The organism is Candidatus Zixiibacteriota bacterium (genome assembly GCA_040752595.1).
In the GTDB taxonomy this organism is placed as follows: domain Bacteria; phylum Zixibacteria; class MSB-5A5; order WJJR01; family WJJR01; genus JACQFV01.
On sequence record JBFMGX010000005.1, the window covers coordinates 73,467 to 92,446 of the forward strand.

The 18,980-nt window shown below is 62.9% G+C and carries 12 protein-coding genes; 4 read left to right on the plus strand and 8 right to left on the minus strand.

Annotation, left to right across the window (positions count from 1 at the left end):
- Positions 1–50: 50 nt before the first annotated feature.
- From AB1792_02690 to AB1792_02725, 8 genes are all read right to left on the minus strand, one after another.
- Positions 51–989 carry a PorV/PorQ family protein gene (locus AB1792_02690; GenBank protein MEW5701118.1) on the minus strand — a complete coding sequence of 313 codons (939 nt, stop codon included), beginning with the start codon at positions 987–989 and terminating at the stop codon, positions 51–53.
- A 114-nt stretch (positions 990–1,103) separates the two neighbouring features.
- Positions 1,104–1,595 carry an LptE family protein gene (locus tag AB1792_02695; protein MEW5701119.1) on the minus strand — a complete coding sequence of 164 codons (492 nt, stop codon included), beginning with the start codon at positions 1,593–1,595 and terminating at the stop codon, positions 1,104–1,106.
- Positions 1,596–1,797: 202 nt separating this feature from the next.
- Positions 1,798–3,063, minus strand: a complete 1,266-nt coding sequence (hutI, locus tag AB1792_02700) for an imidazolonepropionase (protein MEW5701120.1) — start codon at positions 3,061–3,063, stop codon at positions 1,798–1,800.
- Positions 3,064–3,094: 31 nt separating this feature from the next.
- A complete protein-coding gene (locus tag AB1792_02705) occupies positions 3,095–5,395 on the minus strand; it encodes a TIGR03936 family radical SAM-associated protein (GenBank protein MEW5701121.1) in 2,301 nt (766 codons plus the stop codon).
- A 313-nt stretch (positions 5,396–5,708) separates the two neighbouring features.
- The gene (locus AB1792_02710) at positions 5,709–5,903 is read right to left on the minus strand and encodes a hypothetical protein (GenBank protein MEW5701122.1); all 195 of its coding nucleotides are present in this window, start codon (positions 5,901–5,903) and stop codon (positions 5,709–5,711) included.
- 34 nt (positions 5,904–5,937) lie between these two features.
- Entirely contained in the window at positions 5,938–6,444 is a 507-nt protein-coding gene (locus AB1792_02715; GenBank protein ID MEW5701123.1) for a hypothetical protein, read from the minus strand.
- Between the two features lie 82 nt (positions 6,445–6,526).
- Positions 6,527–12,007 (minus strand): PKD domain-containing protein, encoded by a 5,481-nt coding sequence (locus tag AB1792_02720; protein MEW5701124.1) that lies wholly within the window; start codon positions 12,005–12,007, stop codon positions 6,527–6,529.
- Positions 12,008–12,033: 26 nt separating this feature from the next.
- Positions 12,034–12,873: a cohesin domain-containing protein gene (locus AB1792_02725; protein ID MEW5701125.1), complete on the minus strand. Its 840-nt coding sequence runs from the start codon at positions 12,871–12,873 to the stop codon at positions 12,034–12,036.
- Positions 12,874–13,068: 195 nt separating this feature from the next.
- Between AB1792_02725 and AB1792_02730 the strand changes: the two genes are divergently transcribed.
- The 4 genes from AB1792_02730 (at position 13,069) to AB1792_02745 (ending at position 18,836) form a co-directional block, all read left to right on the plus strand.
- A complete protein-coding gene (locus AB1792_02730; GenBank protein ID MEW5701126.1) occupies positions 13,069–15,048 on the plus strand; it encodes a serine/threonine-protein kinase in 1,980 nt (659 codons plus the stop codon).
- Positions 15,049–15,148: 100 nt separating this feature from the next.
- A complete protein-coding gene (locus tag AB1792_02735) occupies positions 15,149–16,174 on the plus strand; it encodes a CsgG/HfaB family protein (GenBank protein ID MEW5701127.1) in 1,026 nt (341 codons plus the stop codon).
- Between the two features lie 122 nt (positions 16,175–16,296).
- On the plus strand, positions 16,297–17,661 hold the full coding sequence (locus AB1792_02740) for a tetratricopeptide repeat protein (GenBank protein ID MEW5701128.1): 1,365 nt from the start codon (positions 16,297–16,299) through the stop codon (positions 17,659–17,661).
- A gap of 50 nt (positions 17,662–17,711) precedes the next feature.
- A complete protein-coding gene (locus tag AB1792_02745; protein ID MEW5701129.1) occupies positions 17,712–18,836 on the plus strand; it encodes a hypothetical protein in 1,125 nt (374 codons plus the stop codon).
- Positions 18,837–18,980 lie beyond the last annotated feature (144 nt).

The window sequence follows — 18,980 nt, forward strand, 5'->3', positions numbered from 1 at the left end:
CGCTCCCCGCCAGCAACATGTACGGCGGGTTAGCGACGGGCGGCGATGAGCTACAAGCTCGTTCGCAGGGTGAAACGGTGGGAATCGCCCAAGAGCGAATAGGATCCGTAGGCGTAATCAATGACGACCCGGTCGATGACGAAGCCAAGTCCCATGGTCATCCCGGCCCACTTGTCCCGTCCCGAGCCGGTGTCGATCTTCCCGACCAGGGTGTTGTACCCGGCGCGCAGATAGAGCGGCGACAGCGCGCTGAGTTCGAGACCGGCGGCGGCACCGAAATCATCATCCCTGGGTTTGAGCAGGTCAATTGCGGCCAAGAGCGGCGCCCCCTGGAGCCGGTGCGAGATCCCGGCGGCGAACGTGATCGGCAAATCGTCCTTAGGGCCACCGTCGGTCAGGGCCCGTGTCTGCACACCGGCATTGCGCACCGCCAGACCGAGGCGGGTGCGATTGTCTCCCAACTGATGCAAAAGCCCGACATCCGCCGCCAGCCCGAGGGAGGAACTATCATCCATCGACTCGGTGATGAAGCGCCCGGTGACGCCCCACTGCGTGCGCGCCCCCAGCGCACCGGCCAGCGACACGCCAATTGCCAGGTCCGAGGCGCCGAAGTCGGACCTTGGATTCCCCTCGCCGTCGCGGGCGATGAAGTCGCCGTAGTCCAGGTACTGCACGGATAAACCCAAACGGCCATTCTGTCCCACGCCGATGGCGCCGGCGAGGTAACCACTTTGAATATCAACCAGCCAGTTGTTATAAGTGGCCAAGAACTGTCTGGGCGGCGTCTTGGCCAGGGCCGCCGGGTTGTAGGCGACGGCACCCAGCCCATCACCCAATCCGGTTTGCGCGGAGGCCATCCCCTCGGCCCGTGCATCCGTGCCGATCTTCAGGAACGTGTACCCCGCATCCCCGGGGCTCCCGGCGATCGCCATGGAGGCAGTGGCTGCCAGAATGAGAAATGCCCAAGTGAACAGGCGTGTCTTTGACATCGTATCCCCTCTGCAAACCCGCTGAGAAAGGTAATGGGCAAAAGCCCCAACTGGTAGTTCAACCATCCAGCCCGGTTCGGGTTCCCAGCGACCTGGGCACCGGGCGCTCCACTATCACCAGCTTTTGATTGTCCGATTGAGCAGGTCCTCGGCCAGTTTGGCGATCGCCCGTTCCTGCCCCTTCTGCTCATCCTCGGAATCGGCCTTGTAGGGGCCGAAACCACGCATCCGCTCGACCGCCCAGACCGGTGTCTCTTCACCCTTCTTGGTCAGATCGGCAGTCACCCAGATTTCGACAATGTACTCGCTGACACGGTCCGTGGCGTCAAACGTGTAGGCGCGGCGCTTGTAGTCGACGATCCGACCGGTCAGAATCGCCTCGGCCGCCGACGCGTCCACCACCTTGACTTGATTGTCCTCCACGAACCCGTTGATGATCCCCTGTGTCAGATCTTCTGCCAAACCGAATTCCGGTGTCTGGTTCTCGAAGATCGGCACCGTGATCGACGCCACCAGCGCCGTCCGCCCGCCGGAGAACGAGTAGGGCGCGCAACCCAGGAGCCCTATGCCGATCAGGAGTAGGGCGGGCTTTGCCCGCCGAATCATCGTGTCTGAGGATCGCCGAGAGATAGTTGCCATTGTCAGTTCGAGTCCCGCCGTTCTCCGGCGGGGCGGGAATCTGCTGTCCGTGCAAAAAGCAAACAGCAGATCCCTCGCTTCATCCCGCGCTCGAAGAGCGCGGGATTCGCTCGGGATGACAGTCGGGGGCCAATGATCAAGTTCATGGTCATTCCGGCAATGCACTTGGCTAAGATCGAACATATCCGCCCTTCACCACGACCGCCGCAAGATTGATGCCGTAGTGGTAGGCGATCTCGCGATAGTCCTGCGCGTTCCACACGACAAGATCGCACTGCTTTCCCACGGCCAATGACCCGATCAGATCGGCGCGTCGGATCGCCCATGCGGCATTGATCGTGGCCGCGACCAACGCCTCGGCGGGGGACATCTTGTAGAGCACGCAGGCCTGATTCATCGCCACAGGGAGTGATTCGGTCATGTTGCTCCCGGGATTGCAGTCGGTCGCCAGGGCCACCGCAACACCGGCGTCGATCATCTGCCGCACCGGGGGACGCTTCGGCAAGTCCAGATAGTAGGCCGTGCCGGGCAACAAGACGGCGATGGTCCGGCTCCCGGCCAGCGCCGCGATCCCCTCCCGAGAAATGTACACCAAGTGATCGGCCGAGACCGCTCCCATCTGCGCCGCCAATGCCGCCCCGCCGACATCGGACAACTCGTCGGCATGGAATTTTAGGCCAAAGCCGAGCTTCTGCGCGGTGCGTTGAATCCGCTCCGTTTGACTGCGGTTGAAGACTCCCGTTTCGAAGAAGACGTCATTGAATTCCGCCAATCCCTCGGCGGCAATCGCCGGCAAGATCTCCTCGCAGACATTTGTCACATAGGCATCGGGATCCGACTTGTACTCCGCCGGGACTTCATGTGCCGGGAGCGCGGTCGGCACCCACTCGATCGGGTGACTGTCATTGATGGCCCGAATCACCCGTAGCAGCTTGATTTCATCGTCGCGATTCAGGCCATATCCGCCCTTGGCCTCGGCCGTGGTTGTGCCATGCGCCAGCATGCGATCGGCCACGCCGCGCGCCATGTCGCAGAGCGAATCGAACGAGGCCTGACGCGTGCGGGCGACAGAATTGATGATTCCGCCACCTTCGCGGGCGATCTCCTGATAGGTCTTGCCGGTTGCCCGTAGGGCGAACTCCATCGCCCGCGGCGCGGCGAATACGGGGTGTGTATGGGCATCGATCAATCCCGGCGTGACCACGCGTCCAGCGGCGTCGACTTCTTTCCCACCGGTAACCAGACGCACGTTGTGGCTCAGTTGGTCCGTGGCTCCGACCCAGACAATCCGGCCATCCAACGCCGCGACTGCGCCATCGGGGATGATGTACAACTCCGCAAGCGCCTTCCCTCTTCTGGAGGAACTGTCGCCCGCCGGATCGGCGATGGTGACCAATTCACCGGCGTGGGCGAGGATGAAGTCGGCGTCGCGCATCAAGTCCAACCGTCCGGATCGGTGCCGATGGTCAGATCGATTCGAATGGACTACGTACCACCCCGCCCTGCCGAATCAAGAGCGCGGTGCGGGCAATCACGGTCTCCGCCAATTGATCGGAGGTCAGGCCGAACAGCAATGTCGCCCAGTCGCCGGGACGGAGATTCCCTTCCCCGCCGAGGCGAAGGTCGAGGTCCCATCGCGTCCCCCGCTCGGTCGACTGAACGCTTGTCCCCAGCAGGTTCTTGCGCGGATCGATCGGCTTGCGGTCCAAGCGGTCGGGACGCCGCCAGCGGATCTCCTTCTGGGCACCGAACTCCTGGATTCGTCTTTCGGCCGCAGCGATCTCCACCGGGATGATCGCCTGATACACTGCCTCATTGATTAAATCGGACAATGCCGGAACACCGGCGGCAAACCCGCGTGCCTCCTTGATGGTCACCCCGTCCGGAAGGCAGCGTCCCAGCCGTTCGGCAAGCTCCGGCTCATAGTCTTCTTCGAGCACCAAATCGAAGTACTCCGCCTCGGAGGTCAATCCGAAGGCCAAGGGCGGCCCGAAGGACAACTTGAGACGCGGATGGAATCCCTCCGAGTACGCCGCCGGGAGTCCGGCGCGACGAATCGCCCGCTCGATGGCGCGCACGAGATCGAGATGCGAGTAGAAGCGCCATGAGGCATCGCGCGCCCAGCGAACACGCATCCGCACCAACGATGGCGCTGTCAGGCGCCGCGTGAAGGCGGCCTTGCGCTTGCGACGCCCGAACAGTTCCTCCCCGGGACCGGCGAGAAGGGATTCGCTCCCCTCATCACGGACGGTTGGAGCGGGAGGTTGTGAGTCATCCGACCAGACCGGTGCCTTCCGGCAGAAGGGGACATCGGGTGCGGCGCTCATCCCCGAGTCAAGACGCACCCACGAGAGCCAGTCGAACGGGAGCGCATCCTCGGTATTCCGATCGGACAACTCAAGGCGCTCCAGCCGGGGCCACAGATCGTGATCCGATGCCGCCAGCCAGAGTCCCGCGATCAGATCCTCCAGACGGTATGTTCCGACGGCGGCCCACTTCGAGAGATCATCTTTGAAGTGCCGGAATTCCCCGAGGAATCGCCGCAGATCATCCTCGTCGGGTGCGCTCGGCGGATCCTGCCAGCGATCCACGGGCGCGGGACGATACTCCAGCCGCAGGGAACGCTTGTCGGAAAAACCCTCGGTGGCGGCATGCCATCCCTCAATGATCGGTCGGACCACAGGAAACAGGGATGACAGTTCACGGAAACTCGCGAACGGCAGAACAAGTGTCAGCCCCTGCCAACCGTCGTTGAGAGCGCGGCGCCCGACGTCGATGAAGAGACCGACATCGGCGTCGGCGGCCATGCGCAGCCGCAGGATCGGCTTGAGCAGGTGCGGCTTATAGGAGCTCCAATGCGCCGCGAACGACGGCAAAGTCAGGGCCGGCCAGTGGGCGCGCACCCGTTTCATGTTGAAACGCCGCCCCATCTCGGTCAGCGCCGCGGCCACGGCTTCTCCATGGTCCCAGCCCGCTCCACAGAATCTCACGCCGTCGATCCCGGTCGCCTTCAAACCGTCGAGGGCATCGCGTGTGACGGCTGCCGCAGTGCGCGGGCCCAGCACGCCGCCGCCGTTCGGCATGGCCAGATCGACATCGGCGAAGTCATCGCCGATCTCGATCCGCGTCACCCAGCGCGGTGTCGCAGCGAATGGGCCTCCCATCAGCGGCGGATCAGACCTGCGGCCACTCCAGAACTGAGCCCAATCATCAGCATCGCGGCCATTGCACGAAACGGCGGGATCGGCCGTCGCGCCCGACAGTAGGTCGAGCGAGGATCTGGGCAGCCATCCACCGGGCGCGGGTATGACCCAATCAACATGGCCGAGGAGGAATCTCGGCGACCAGTGCCCGTCGACAACGACGCCGATGCGGGGCCGATGACTATCGCCGAGACCGAGCTTACGGATGATGCCGGGTATGAGCGCCGCCCGGAGTGGATCATTGACCCAGAATACGATCCAGTCGACCTCACATAGGTTGACAGCGCCGTCGATGGCGAATGGCGGCAGGCCGCGTTGGGCCAACTGTTGCCAAACATCGGCGGCATACCCGACCGCGCGCGCGCAGCGCACGTCGGACCGTCCCACCAACTGGAAGTACCCGCGCCGCCAGCCGGGATCGGACATGGCGATCTCGTAGCGGTCGGGGTGAAACCACACGACCGTCGGACCATGGACGGCTGACGAGGAGCCGGGAATACCGCCCTCACCGCCGAGATAGCGCCCCGGCTTGAGGACGTGGTAGAAGAACGCGGGACCGGGCATCAGATCCGTGGATTCAGTGGGAAGAGGACAACGCAGCGCGTGGCAGATCGAGTGTCGGCTTCACAACGTCCGAAGATCGCATCTCTGGTCACTCGACAAGGGCCTTAAGGGCGTGTTGAAAAAGCCACCGTTTCCGTGGCGCCGGGCGCCCACGGCCGGCGCAAGTGGCTGTGCATCAACGGTCGGGTGTGGGCACCCGACCGCACATGTGCGGAATTGGGAGGTTTTTCAACAAGCCCTTAAGCCCCTTGCCCACGACCGTAATCACGATTCCCTCGCGCCTCCGCGCCATCGCGACCGGCCACGAGTCCGATCAGGAGTCGTAGACTGCCTTCTGATTGCACTTGCAGACCACGACGATGCGCGTACGGAACTTCCACGCTCCCGTCTGAGCGTCCTGCTCCGGCTGCACGGTCTTGACCGGCTGCGCTGCCCCGCCGCACACCGGGCACAGTGTCTTTCCCTTGTCCTTCTTCAGCTTATCCTGGAACGTCTGTTTCTTGGCCATGACTGCTCTCCTTCATAAACTCGTATTATACTTCTCATCGTCCCTGCTCGCCAGTCCTTTTCCACAGATGCGGCTGCTCCTGCCGATTTCCGACTCCCCTAAGCAAGCACGCCAACCGCGAAGATCGCATAGAACAGCGCTGTCGCCGCCACCTCGAGGCGAGGTGCTGCTGCTGAACCTCCCGGAATTCCGGCGAAGGCGCCGTGACGGAGACAGGGGCGAGCTTGTGGAACCTGGGCTCCACGACGTTGTCAATGATCGGCCCCACAACGAACATCGCAGCGACGAGGACGATCTTCACAATGAGGAGAGTCGAGAATCCATAACCGATCAGGAGCCAGCCGATACCCGACACGGCCAGGATGACAAGCCCGAGGACAATCTGCCTCGTGATCGGCTTGGCAACCCGGTGGTAGACGGGAATACAGGACGGGTCGCGTCGGCACTTGAGCACAAGCACGAGCTTGGCAGTCGCCGCGCCGAGGCCGAGCGCCAATCCGATCAAGTGAGCGACTCTGAGTAGCGTCGGTAATACACTCATCCATGACCTCCCGCTTCCACAGGCCCATGTAGGGGGTGCCTCACCGACAGCGCCATGGGGTTGGTGACGTTCCTCAGGGCCTCTATTTCAGCAGCACCATCTTCCGTGTCTGCTGGTAATGCGGCGTTGCCAAGCGGGAGAAGTAGATCCCTGAGCCCACAGCGTAGCCCGTGTCGTCGCGGCCGTCCCAGAGCGCGCGGTACCTCCCCGCTTCCTGCTCGCCGTCAACAAGGGTGGTGACCCTGTGCCCGAGAATGTCGAACACCTCGAGGCGGACCGCGGTTCTGGCCGGCAACGAATACACGATGACTGTGGCGGGGTTGAAGGGATTCGGATAGTTCTGCTCGAGCGCAAAGTCACGCGGCAGCGCCCCCGGCTGACCGGCCCGTGCCTCTTCCAAGAGGACACGCAGCGCCGATTGTCCGGGCGGATTCCCCTGACAATCCTCAAGCCCGGCGATGAGTGCATCCAACACCGATGCCGGCCATTGTCTCGTCTCGGCCAACCAGGTCTCATGATGCAGCTTGGCCAGACCGGTGTCGCGGTCGAAGTACTCGGCAATGGCGCAGATGTCAATGGAGTCGATTCGGTCGTTCCCGTCCGTATTCGCGTAGGTTGCCGCCCGCGGCGTCCATGAGTGAGCTGGCTGGATCGAAAGCCCGGGGTAGATATGGGGCCACTCTGGGCCTGTCAACCCATAGAAGAGGCCCAACGGGAGGATGTCCGCCTCGTCGATCCTTCCGCTCCGGTCGGCGTCCCCCGGATAGACCCCCGGGCCGGTGTAGAAGACGAGCCGGTAATCATCATGCGGGGGGCCATCCTCGACACCGTTGCTGTCGCCGTCGAGCCGGTTGCCGTTCGTATCGGTGACGATGGCCCGCAGGATCACGGTGATCGTGTCATCGGGGAGAAACCACCGATCCGGCGAAAAATCGAGCGACAGACCCATAAGCCGCGCCTGCCCGGGAATAGCGGCGTTGTCCCGTCGGGAGCGCACGGAGAGAATGGTGTCGAGGGGGATGGTGACCATCGTCTCCGAGAACGTGAAATGGACTTCGTCGTCGATCGTCGCTTCGGTACCCTGCGCCGGAGAAGTCGATGCCACCCGTGGCGGCGTCTGCTCCCCGATACCCCGCCCGGAGACGCGGATCGTGTCGTCGGCCGCAGCCGGGTCATTGGAGCGAACCCGTACCCATCCCTTGAAATCCCCCTTGGCCAGGGGACTGAACCGTACCTGCCACTTCAGGCGTTTCTGCGGAGCCAACGTGCCGCCGCTCCCCGAGAAGATGTCGAACGGCGAACCGGACGTCGTCGGCGTCTGAATCGTCAGCGTGCACGCCTCCGCAACGGTGGAGGTGTTCGTAAGCGTCACCGAATCGGTGCGCGAGAATCCGACTTGCGCCGAATCCATCACCAAAGGAGACGGGAAGATCGACAGCAGCGGATCTGCCACGTAATGAAGCGATCGGGTGGCGATCTTCTTGACGGGCGCGTGAAGATCGTCGGTCCGGGCCGAATCGGTCGCCGCGAACTCCACGGTGTAATCACCTGTCGCCAGATCCCGGGTTGGAATGGCGCGCAACTCGGACGTGAGTGATGGAACGCCCGATGACGGCGAGAAACTGAAAGTCATCGTGCCCCGCCGTGGCTTGGTCGTCAGACGCGCAGCGAGGGTAACGGTGTGGTCGTATGGAATGACCAAGGTGTCGACTCGCACCGAATAGCGAATCGTATCTCCACTGGTTCCCACTGAATCGACAATCGCGGCCGCAAACCCGCCGACGACGATCTCTCTCGACGCACTCGTGTCGGCCCCGCAGGGATTGAGCGCGATCAATCTCGCCTGGTATACTCCGGGTGGATAGCGGTTCGTCGGATTGCGCAGATTCGACGTGTTCCCATCCCCGAACTCCCACTGCCACGACGAGGGGATGTTCGTGGACTGGTCGGTGAAGGCCGCGGTGAACGGCTCATAGCCGCTGTCGGACGACACCGCGAAGGCCGCCAGCGGCTGATCCCCGACGCCCACCGAGTCCGTCGCCCGAACGGTGTCCGTTCCGCACATGCTCTCGAGAACGAAGAACGGGTGATAGTAACCGATGGCTCCATAGGCGTGCTCGGCGACCGGTCCTCCCATCGCACTGCCGTCGCCGAAGTACCATTCCGATGAGATGTACTGGCCGGTCACGGCGGCGCTGCAACGCACCGTGCTCTGGCCGGCGCAGAGGAAGGTCGGCGTCACGGACACAGTGGCGGTCGGACGCGGGACCAGCTTGATGTAGTCGCGACGAACGGTCACCGTCGTGCCGCAGGCACTGGTCGCCGTCAACTGGACACCGAACGTGTCGGCATCCGTGTACGTATGCGTCGGCGTTGAGTCGGTCGAGAAGTGGTTGTCGCCGAAATCCCATTGGAATGCCGTGATCGGCTGATCGGAGAGATACCCGAATGTCACCGTGTGCGGAATGCACACCGGGCCGGGCGGCGGATCGACCCAATCGGAGGTGATGCTGATCGTCGGCGGCGGCTTGACGGTGATATAGCTGGTCTTGGTCACCGTTGTCGTGCCGCAGGCACTCCGGACGCGCAGTATCACCGTCCAGACGCCGGCGGAATCATACCGGTGGGTCACGACGGCGGTGCTCGAATCCACGACGCCGTCGCCGAAGTCCCAGACATATCGCAGCGACGCATTGATCGGGCTGGGCGTGAATGTCACGTCTAACGGCTTGCACCCGACCGTCGTGGAAGCCGAGAAATCGGCGGTAACCGGCGCGACCACATGGACAATGCCGTAGGCCGTATCGGCGTCCTTGTCGCCCCAGGCGACGAGGCGAACCGTGTAGTCACCCGCGCTGCCATAGGCGTGGACGGGGTTCTTGGCCGTCGATGAGCCGCCATCCCCGAAGGTCCATAACCAATTCTCATCGATGCAGGTCGAGTGATTGATGAAGACCGCCGTGTACGGAGTGCACACCGTCGTATCGTTCGGGTAGAAGATGGCGTGCTTATCCTCGTCGTAAAACTGGTCCGCCCCAATGTCCACCTTCCCGGCCGTCGTGCGGCTCTGATCGCCGTCGATGTCGTAGAGTAGACTGCCGGGTACCGATGTGATGCTGCCGTTGTTCCGTGCGGGAGAACTGCACGTGAGGTGGTAGTCTCCGGACGGCGCGTTGCGGAAGAGCGGGTCGGCGAAGATCCAACCGCAATTCGACACGCTCACCGGGCAGGTGTTGCCGTCGCCGTTGTTGTAGTACAGGTTGTTGCGCGCGAAGGCGCCCGCACCGAGCGTCGTCGCCACGAACCCACTACCCGGGCCATTGAACGCGACGATATTGTTGTCGAAGGCAAGGAGATTGGTCTGGCCGTCACCATTGATGTCAATGATTCGGATTCCCGCGGCGGCCGAACCCGACAGTTCGTAGTTACCGACGATCGTGTTGTTGACGACCTTGACATTGGCATCGTCGCGCAACAGCAGCGCCCCCGGCGAGCCGCCGTCCCCCTGATTATCCACGATCCAGTTGTTGGCGATCAACCCACCGAGACCATGGAAGCTGATTCCACCGGATCCGGCTGTCGCAACATTGCCGGCAATGATGTTGTTGCTGATGACCGCACGAGTCGGGTACTCAACGTAGATTCCCCCGGCGCACCCGGCGCAAACCGCTGAGAGCGAATTGTCACGGATCGTGAATCCATCGAGCATCGCGCTGTCGGCCAGACCGCCCACTGCCATCGTGACGACCGGCACGATCGCCGATCCGCTGCCCACGATGGTTGTCACAAACGGCCCCTGCTCGGAACGCAGCAGGGTCGTTTGCATCTCGGGAAAATCAATCGGCCCCTGGTAGATCCCGGGGCGGACCATCACCGTCTTGTCCGGCCCCGAGACGTCCAATGCGTACTGAATCGTGCGGAACGGCGCTCCATATGACCCGTCACCGGTCACGTCGCTCCCTGCCGTGTCGACCCAGATGACATCAGGAACAACGATGTCGACCGCCGCGGTCAGTGTCGCTGCAAGCGAATCGGAGTTGCAGGCATTGTCGGTAACAACAATCCAAACCAACTGTGTTCCTGCATTCGCCTGGAGAAGACCGGGACCAACACGATGCACGGCGGCGTAGTTGCCGGTTCCTCCCGGGTCGGTCAGAGTGAGCTTCAATGGTGCGGCGTACCATCCCACGAGCGTAGCGGTGACGTCACAGATCTCTCCCGGTGGTTCCGTGAGACTGTCGACCGAGATGCGGATCGAGTCTCCGGGATCGACCACGACGTTGCCGTTGGGATCGTACTGAAGCTGGAAGCCGCGGGGCAGGCCGATCCCGCCGGGTGCCACAGACGGCTTTTCAGTGTCCACGCCGGAGACAAACAACGAACACAATCCGACGTTGCCCACTACGTCCTTCAACTCGAAGAACACGGATGAAGCGAGCGACGTGGGCAGTTCCTGTGGGAGTGCGACACCGGTCGTGGGGATCTTCAGCCAGACCTCCGCACCGCTGGAATCGGGATACGAGTATCGTTGCGCGCTGTGGCGCTTCATCGACAAGGGTGCGACAGTGGGACCAAACTCGCCCAGGAAGGCCTTCGGCCAGCCGGTGGCGTTGGTGTCGGTCGCGTTGTCAGTCACGGCGACATCCAACGTGACAAGAACGGAATCGCCCAAGCTGATGATGGTCTCACCGGCGTCACAGGGGTCCGCGCACCCCACTTCCTTATGCACCATGAAGGCAATGCCTTCCGGCGGCCGATTGTCGATGATGATCGGGTAGGCGTTTGTCCCCAGGGGCAGCGGTAGGGGCGGGCACGAAAGACCAGACACCGACGGCGGACCCCACTTCCGTCCGGACGCCTGCCCCAACTGAATCCGTCGATCCCAAACCTCCACGGCGAGGGTGGCATTGTCGTATGTCGCATCGTCCGTGGCTGAGGAATCTATGTCGACCAGGAGATGGTACCAGGCGGAAGAGAGTCCCCCGACCAGATCATGGAGCCCCAAGAAGACGACCGAATCACTCAGATCCGCCTGAAACGCATCCAGCACGTCCACGGAATCCAGAAGGACGTCCGCGCCATCGAGGTACGCATTGGTGTCCGTTGTCCCATTCTGGTCGCGGTACAGGTACATCCTGGTGATGGTCCATGGAAGATAACACATACTGTGCACGCGCACCGACAACAAGGTGTCGATTGTCGCCTTCTCATTCCCGATCCGGAAGCTCAAGATGGGAACACGGCGGCTGTTCGGTGAGGCGTAGCTGTACCAACGTGACTTGTATGCGCCGGCCCGCCATTCCGGATAAGCACATGAATCGGAGGGGCCGACAGCGCTCGGCTGGGAAACGTAGGAGTAGGCGCTATCCCAGTCCTGAGACACGGCCGGCGTCGCCCACGCCCACAGCACCGCCATGGCGCCCGCAACCCACAGCAGGCCCTTGGTCAGAACCCCACGTGTGGTTGTGGGCCACCACGTAACGGACAATGCCGCGGTCGAACGTGTGTGGCGGGCACCCATCACGATCATCGCCCGGTCGCCGTCGTCCCTGCTCAACGGCACACGAAATCGAGGGTTCAGCGCGAGTCTTACTCCACGCGTACGGTCGCCGATTCCAACACCAGCGCTTGATGGCCCGTCACCGGCTTGCCGTACCGATCCTGAAGCACCGCCGTGGCATCGAGCGTCAACTCACTCGTTCCCGCGCCCACCTTGGCGAACGTGAACGACACCAGCCGCCCCGGCAGCGTGTCGGTCGAGACACCAGGGGGAACTGCCCCCGATGGCTCGCGCATGCGACTGACGGAATACGCGACGAAATCCAGTGTGTCCTTGACGAACTCAAGAAGCGGCAACCCCGGCGAACCCGTCCCCCGCAGAAAATCCCCGCCGGTCGCTCCGGCAAAGCGGAGAATCGTCGTGTCGTAGCGGACACGAAACGCCGCGCCGAACAGGGAATCGACGTTGTAGACGTCGATATAGACCCCCACGAGATTCTCAGTGCTCAGAGTCGTCGTCTGAAACATCGGCCCGACGCGGAGCATCAGGACCGCCGGACGCAGGAGAATCGAGACCTCGAGGCGCGAACCGGGGACCACATGTCTCGCCGCGCTCCCCTCGTAGAGGAGGACGCCGCCCTGATCCAGCGCCCGCAGGATGAACAGAACGGAATCGGCGGGGACAATGCTGATCGTATCCCGCACCTCACCATCGACGAATCTCAGCGTGTCGATGCGATCGGGCACCAGGGAATTGGCATAGCGGACCGTCAGAGTCACGACGCGGACGCGGGATGCCAGCGCCGGGGTTTCCAGTGCGATGTTGAGCTTCAGGGCGACGCCGGGATCGGGGCCTGTCGGCGTGTCACCACACCCCACGATGGCTACGCACGTGAGCAGCGCGGCGGCGATACAGAACGTACACCTCATGAGCCCGTTCCTGAAGACCCTTCTCATCACGGTTAATGTCCTCTTCGGCCTGATATTTTGTCAAGGGACATTCGGACTTCGCGCCAGCGAATCGCCTGTTGACACCCCCCTGAACCCTGCCATACGTTCCGGACACAACCCTGTGGTGGCTGCGGTTCAGCGGGTTACAGGATGATCGACACCTGAGGCAACGGGATGATCGGCAGAACGTTCGGCGACTATCGCATTCTGGAAAAGCGCGGCGAAGGGGGCATGGGGATGTTCTACCGTGCCGTCGACGTTCGTCTCGACCGGACGGTCGGTCTCAAGACCCTGCGCGCCGAGCTCGTCGACGAACCCGGAGTCTTGGAGCGTCTGCAAGCCGAGGCGAAGTCGTTGGCCCGACTCGATCATCCGAACATTGCGCGGCTTCTCCACTATCTGGTCGCCGAGGGGCAGCACTTCATCGTGATGGAGTATGTCGATGGTCCCGACCTGGCGGCCAAGGTCCGGCAGGAGGGATTGCTGCCTGTGCCGACTCTGGCCGCGATTGTCCACCAGATGTGCGCCGCCATCGGGTACGCCCACAGCAAGAACGTCATCCATCGAGACATCAAGCCGTCCAATGTTCTGGTGACGGCCGACGGCACGGTCAAGGTCACCGACTTTGGAATCGCCAAGATCCTCGGCGTGTCGGCCAAGACCCGTACCGGGATGGCGGCCGGCTCGCTCCCCTACATGGCTCCCGAGCAGGTGCGCGGGACCGGCGTCGACGCCCGGACCGACATCTACCAGTTGGGTGTCGCACTCTTTGAACTGACGACCGGGCGGCGTCCCTTCGAAGGGGAAACAGAATACGAGTTGATGACGATGCACTTGGAGACCCCGCCTCCCCGGCCGTCGTCGGTCAATCCCCAGCTTGGGCCCGGCATCGACGAGGTCATCCTCAAGGCGCTGGCCAAATCGCCGGAAGACCGTTTCCAGACGGCCATCGAACTGGATGGGCAACTGCAGGCCGCCGTTGGCACAAGATCTGAGGGCACCGAGCTACGTGCCGCGACGTCACCTGCTCCTTCGACCGTGGCCAGGGGCGAGAGCGGTGGACAGTCAGATTCCAGAGAGCACCGGGAAGCGGCAACGATCTTCCCGCAAGCACCACGACCGGCTCCGACGGCGTCACCACCCGGCACGGAGCCGCTCGGGACCCTGCCACCGAAGAAACGCAGAAACGCGTGGGCATTACTCGGTGCCGCGACGGTCATGATCGCCGCGGCGCTGTTGTTGTGGCATCCCTGGACACAGCCACCTCCGACAGGGGAACCAGAGCCATCGACGGTAGTGCCCGCGGCTCCGGTCACCGCTCCAGCTCCAGCCCAGATCACATTGACCGCCAATATCCCCGGTGAAGGCCGGGACCGTGTACGCCTCCTCACGCTGACGACCACTCATCCGGATCTGGGAGCCCGAATCGACACTATTGTGGCCTCCGATGGAGGCGTGCATCAATTGATGGAGCTTCCCGCGGGTGGAAGTCTCCGCTTCACCTTGAAGGGAATCGACAGAGACGGGCAAGTCGCTGTCGAAGGGGAGGCGATCCGCACCGTGGCTGTGGCAGAGACGGCAACCGTCGAAATCCCGATACGGGTCCGCCCGCTGCTCGCGATGGGCACCCCCCGCGACACAACCCGCGAGACAGCCAAGCCGCCGCCAGCCGTCACACAGCCGACTCAAGAGCCGCCAAGGAACAGCCCGAATCTGACCGTCGACGTGCAGCCCTTCTCGTTGCGCGGCGACGTCGATCAGGTGTGGATCGATGGGCGCAAGTTAACAGGTCGACTGCCGCTCCCGACACGTGCTGCGCCAGGCGTGCGGTTTGTCCGTTGGCAGATCGGCAGTGATCGATTCACGGACACGGTAACGGTCGGCGACGTCGCGACCGGCTGCGCGTTGTTCGTCGAGGTGGGCGAGGGGCGGCTCAACGTGACCGCGCCGTTTGCCGACGGGGGGTTCGGAGAGATCTGGTTGGACGGCATCGACATGGGACAGGGGACTCCCGGTGAGTTGCGCGCCATACCGTCCGGCCCCCACGAGTTGACGATTGTCCGGGATGGATACCGGATGCGTGACGGGCCGCAGATTGTCCGCGTCAGGGCGAATGACCGCACGCGGGTCTCAATCGAGATGGTCCCGAAGTAGATGGGGCGTCAGGAATTGGATGTTGTCACGCTCCGATTCGGCGTATAATGGTCTGATGCTCGACGGCTCGAGGCAACCGATATTCGGGGGAGGAAAAACGATGGGTAGACACAGGCAGAGACTGCCGTGGATCGCAGCCATTGCCGCTGCGGCGCTGTTGGCATGGATGGTACCGGGGCGGGCGGATACGCCCGAGCTCCTGGCGCAGGGGCAGAAGCTCTACACGCAGGGCAAATTCGCCGAGGCCATCGACCTGTTGGCCAAGTTGGCGCAGGACTCGACGCTCGGGAATGCGGAGGCCAAGTCGGTCTTCTTGCTGCTGGCGAAGGCCACGGCCGCCAAGGGTTTTCCCGATCAATCCGAGGCGTACTTCACTAAGGTCCTCGACATCGACCCAAAATACCAATTGGACACGAAGGTGGAGCCGCCGCAAGTGCAACGCGTCTGGTTCAAGGTCGATGAGGCCCGCCGTGCCGCCGGACCGCCCGATCCTGGAATCAAAACCATTGCTGTCCTTTATTTTGAGAACAACTCGGTGGCCGACCGTGACGCCATGGCGGGCCTCTCGAAGGGCCTGGCCGCGATGCTGGTCACCGACCTGTCGCGCCTCTCCGACCTCCGGGTCGTCGAGCGGGAGCGGATTCAGTACATCCTCGATGAAATCAAGATGGAGCAGAGCGAGTACTTTGAGGAATCCAGTGCCGTGCGCGTGGGCAAGCTGCTGGGGGCGCACACATTGCTGATGGGCTCGTTCTCGAAGCTGGACAAGAAGAAGTTGCGCATCGACGCGCGACTGGTAAAGACCGAGACCGGCGAATTGATCAAGGCCGAGAAGGTCGAGGGGGATCCGCGCAAGCTGGCGCAATTGCAGAGCGATCTGACGTTGAAAATCGCCGGGGACTTGAATCTGACCGTCAAGGAGATGCAGGATAAGGCCATCCGTGCCGATGGCGGTCAGCCGATTGAGGCGGTTCTGGCCTATACACGTGGTCTGAACCTCGAGGATGAGCAGAAGATGGCGGCGGCCTATGAGGCGTACAAGGAAGCGCTGGCGGCCTACCCCAACCACGAGGCGGCGCGCGACCGGTTGGTGGCCCTCGAACCATTGGTCGCAGCGGGAGGTTGAGAACAGCCCCGCGACACCCGCTGGAAGATAGTCGGGGGGAGCACGAGTTGTCCTCTCGCGACCGAGGTCGGCGCATTGCCGCCTTGACATTGCGTCGGGCGACAAGTATCCGTTGAACACCCATGATCAAGGAACCCCGCCAGAGGACAGGTTTGCGTCGCACCGCCGCCGCGTTGTTGATCCTCTGTGGCGTGTCGGCCCTGGCGTTTTCGGGATGCGCCGCCACTGCCGACCGCGGCTCGATGGCGTCCGGAACGACCGACGACTATGCACGTCAGATTCCCAAGTTGACGGAGCAGACTCTCCTCGCACCCGACGATCCGAAGGCATGGACCCGGCTCGGCGAAGCCCAGTACCACGCCGGACAGATCGCGGCGGCACGAGAGTCGTTCGACAAGGCGCTATCGCTGAAGTCGGCGCTTCCCCAGGCGCACTTGTACCTCGGCTACATCGCCGAATCGCAGGACTCGGTCGACCAAGCGCTGAGTTATTATGCGATCTATTTGGATGAAGCGCCGGGCGGCAGGACGGCCGATGCCGTCGCGCGTCGGCTGGAGGCGCTGCGTCGGGCCCGGGCCGCAGCCTTCGCCCGCAATGCGCTGGCCCATGAACGCGAGCTGAAGCCGACCCGCTACCCTGACTCCACCATCGGCGTCGTCTATTTCAACTCCGAGCGTCTGGCCGAGCCGATGCGCCCTCTGGCCCGCGGATTGGCGGAGATGCTGGTGACCGATTTGTCCAAGGTGCGGGCATTGCGAGTCGTCGAGCGTCTCCAGACCGAGAAGTTGCTGGAGGAACTGAAACTCTCACATACGGCGGCCTTCGACACCTCGACCGCGCCCCGCCTGGGGAAGCTGCTCGGCGCGGCGCATGTTCTCGGCGGTGACATCGCGGAGTTGTCGCAGGGGCGGCTGCGCTTTGATCCGCAACTGGTGTCGACGAAGACCGGCGATGTCGATCTCACGCGCGAGCAGGTCGGTGGCGTCGATCAGTTCTTTCAGATTCAGAAGCAGATCGTCCTGGACGTGCTGAAGGAGCTGCGGATTGAGCCGACGCCGGAAGAGAAGCTGGCGATCGGTAAGATTCCCACCGAGAACTTCGCTGCGTTCCTCGCATTCTCCCGCGGTCTCGAATACCAGGACATGGGAATGTACTCCGAGGCGCGACGGGAATTCCAGCATGCCGCGTCGGTTGACCCCGGCTTCCAGGCCGCGAGCGAACGCGCCAAGGAGATGGCACCGCTCACGATCGGCCAGGCAGGCGATCAACCCGAGAAGCTGGAGACCTTCGTCGCGACAACCAGCGAGACCAAGGAAGCGGCGGTGGGAGCGCCGGCTGCCACCGAAGACCGCCTCAGTCGGTTGCTCGACAACTCCGGATTCGTTCCCGAGACCCAGGCCGCCGGCGCGACCGACAACCCCTTCACCCCTCCCAGTGGATCCACTCTGATCATCATTCACGGCCGGTTCGACGGGGGTCCGCAATGATGCGGCGCTCTTGGACATCAAGCCGGATCGTTCGGCGTTCGGGCTCATGGTTGGCAGCACTGACATGGTGTCTGGTCCTCTCATCTGGGGCCGGCGCGCAGATCGTGCACGGGCAGCGGCCGCAGATCACACAGGGGTTGGACTACATCTCGTGGGAGGCCTCGGGCGCCAAGGAATTCACGATTTCGCAATGGTATGTTCCGATCACCGTGCGCGCCGGATTGCGTGAGAATCTCGAGTTGGGCATCTACTCGGCGGCCGCACGGTCGGAGTCGGACTTGAGCGAGACCGACAACACGCTGACGGGCTTGATCGATTCCAAACTCCAGTTGTCCGCTTCATTCCTGGACGACGGCCTGCTTCTCTCCACCGGGGTTTCTCTTCCCACGGGCAAGACAAAGCTGGACGAACCTGAGAGCGACCTGGTGGGGTGGCTGACCGCCGACTTCTTGAACTTTCCCGTCAAGAACCCCGGTGAGGGCCTGAACATCTTTGGGCAACTCGGCATGGCGGCGCCCTTGGGTCGCTGGGTATTCGGGGCCGCCGGTGCCGTCTATGTCGCCGGCGAGTATTCGCCCTACGACAGTGATCTGAAGTACACCCCCGGCTCGCGTCTGGTGGGAAACGTCGGCATCGAGCGCAATTGGGAGAACCGCCACCGCTTGGCAACCGATTTCGTGGTGATCTACTCGACTGACGACAAGGTAGCGGGCAAGCCGGTCTTCCGTGATGGGGTGCAACTGGATGGACGGGTCATCGGCCAGACCACGATGGGGTCTCTCACAGTTGACGGTGCCTTCCGGGCGATCATCCGCGGCAAGGACTATCTGCCCGATGGCGAGGGCAGTCTGGTCAGCGAACTGAACAACCGCAACGGCAATGATCTGCGATTCCATCTGGGGATGAAACTCTCTTTAGCCCCAGGGTTCGCCGTCAATGTGTCGGGAGAGGCAAAGCTCCTGGCCGCCAACAACTACCCGGATAGCAGCGATTTCTTCGAGGGCGACGCTCATCTCACCGGCATCGGCGGCGGGCTGACCATCGGGCTGGGACGGCAATCCCGGCTTGACATCGGCGCGCGCGCTTGGACCGGATCATCCGACCAGGCGCTGGGCCTCAAGAACCTCGACTTCAAGGGTCTTGAGGTCTTCCAGCGGCTGTCGGTGACACTCTGACCGATTGGTCACATACCATATGCGGATACGCCATGAACTGCGCGGCCTCTGTGGCGCCTCCGAGAAGAACCTCCGTTCCGGTGGCAATACCGCTCCTTCTTCTATCCCTCCTCGCTGACTTCTCCTTCGGTCGTAGTCCCCAAG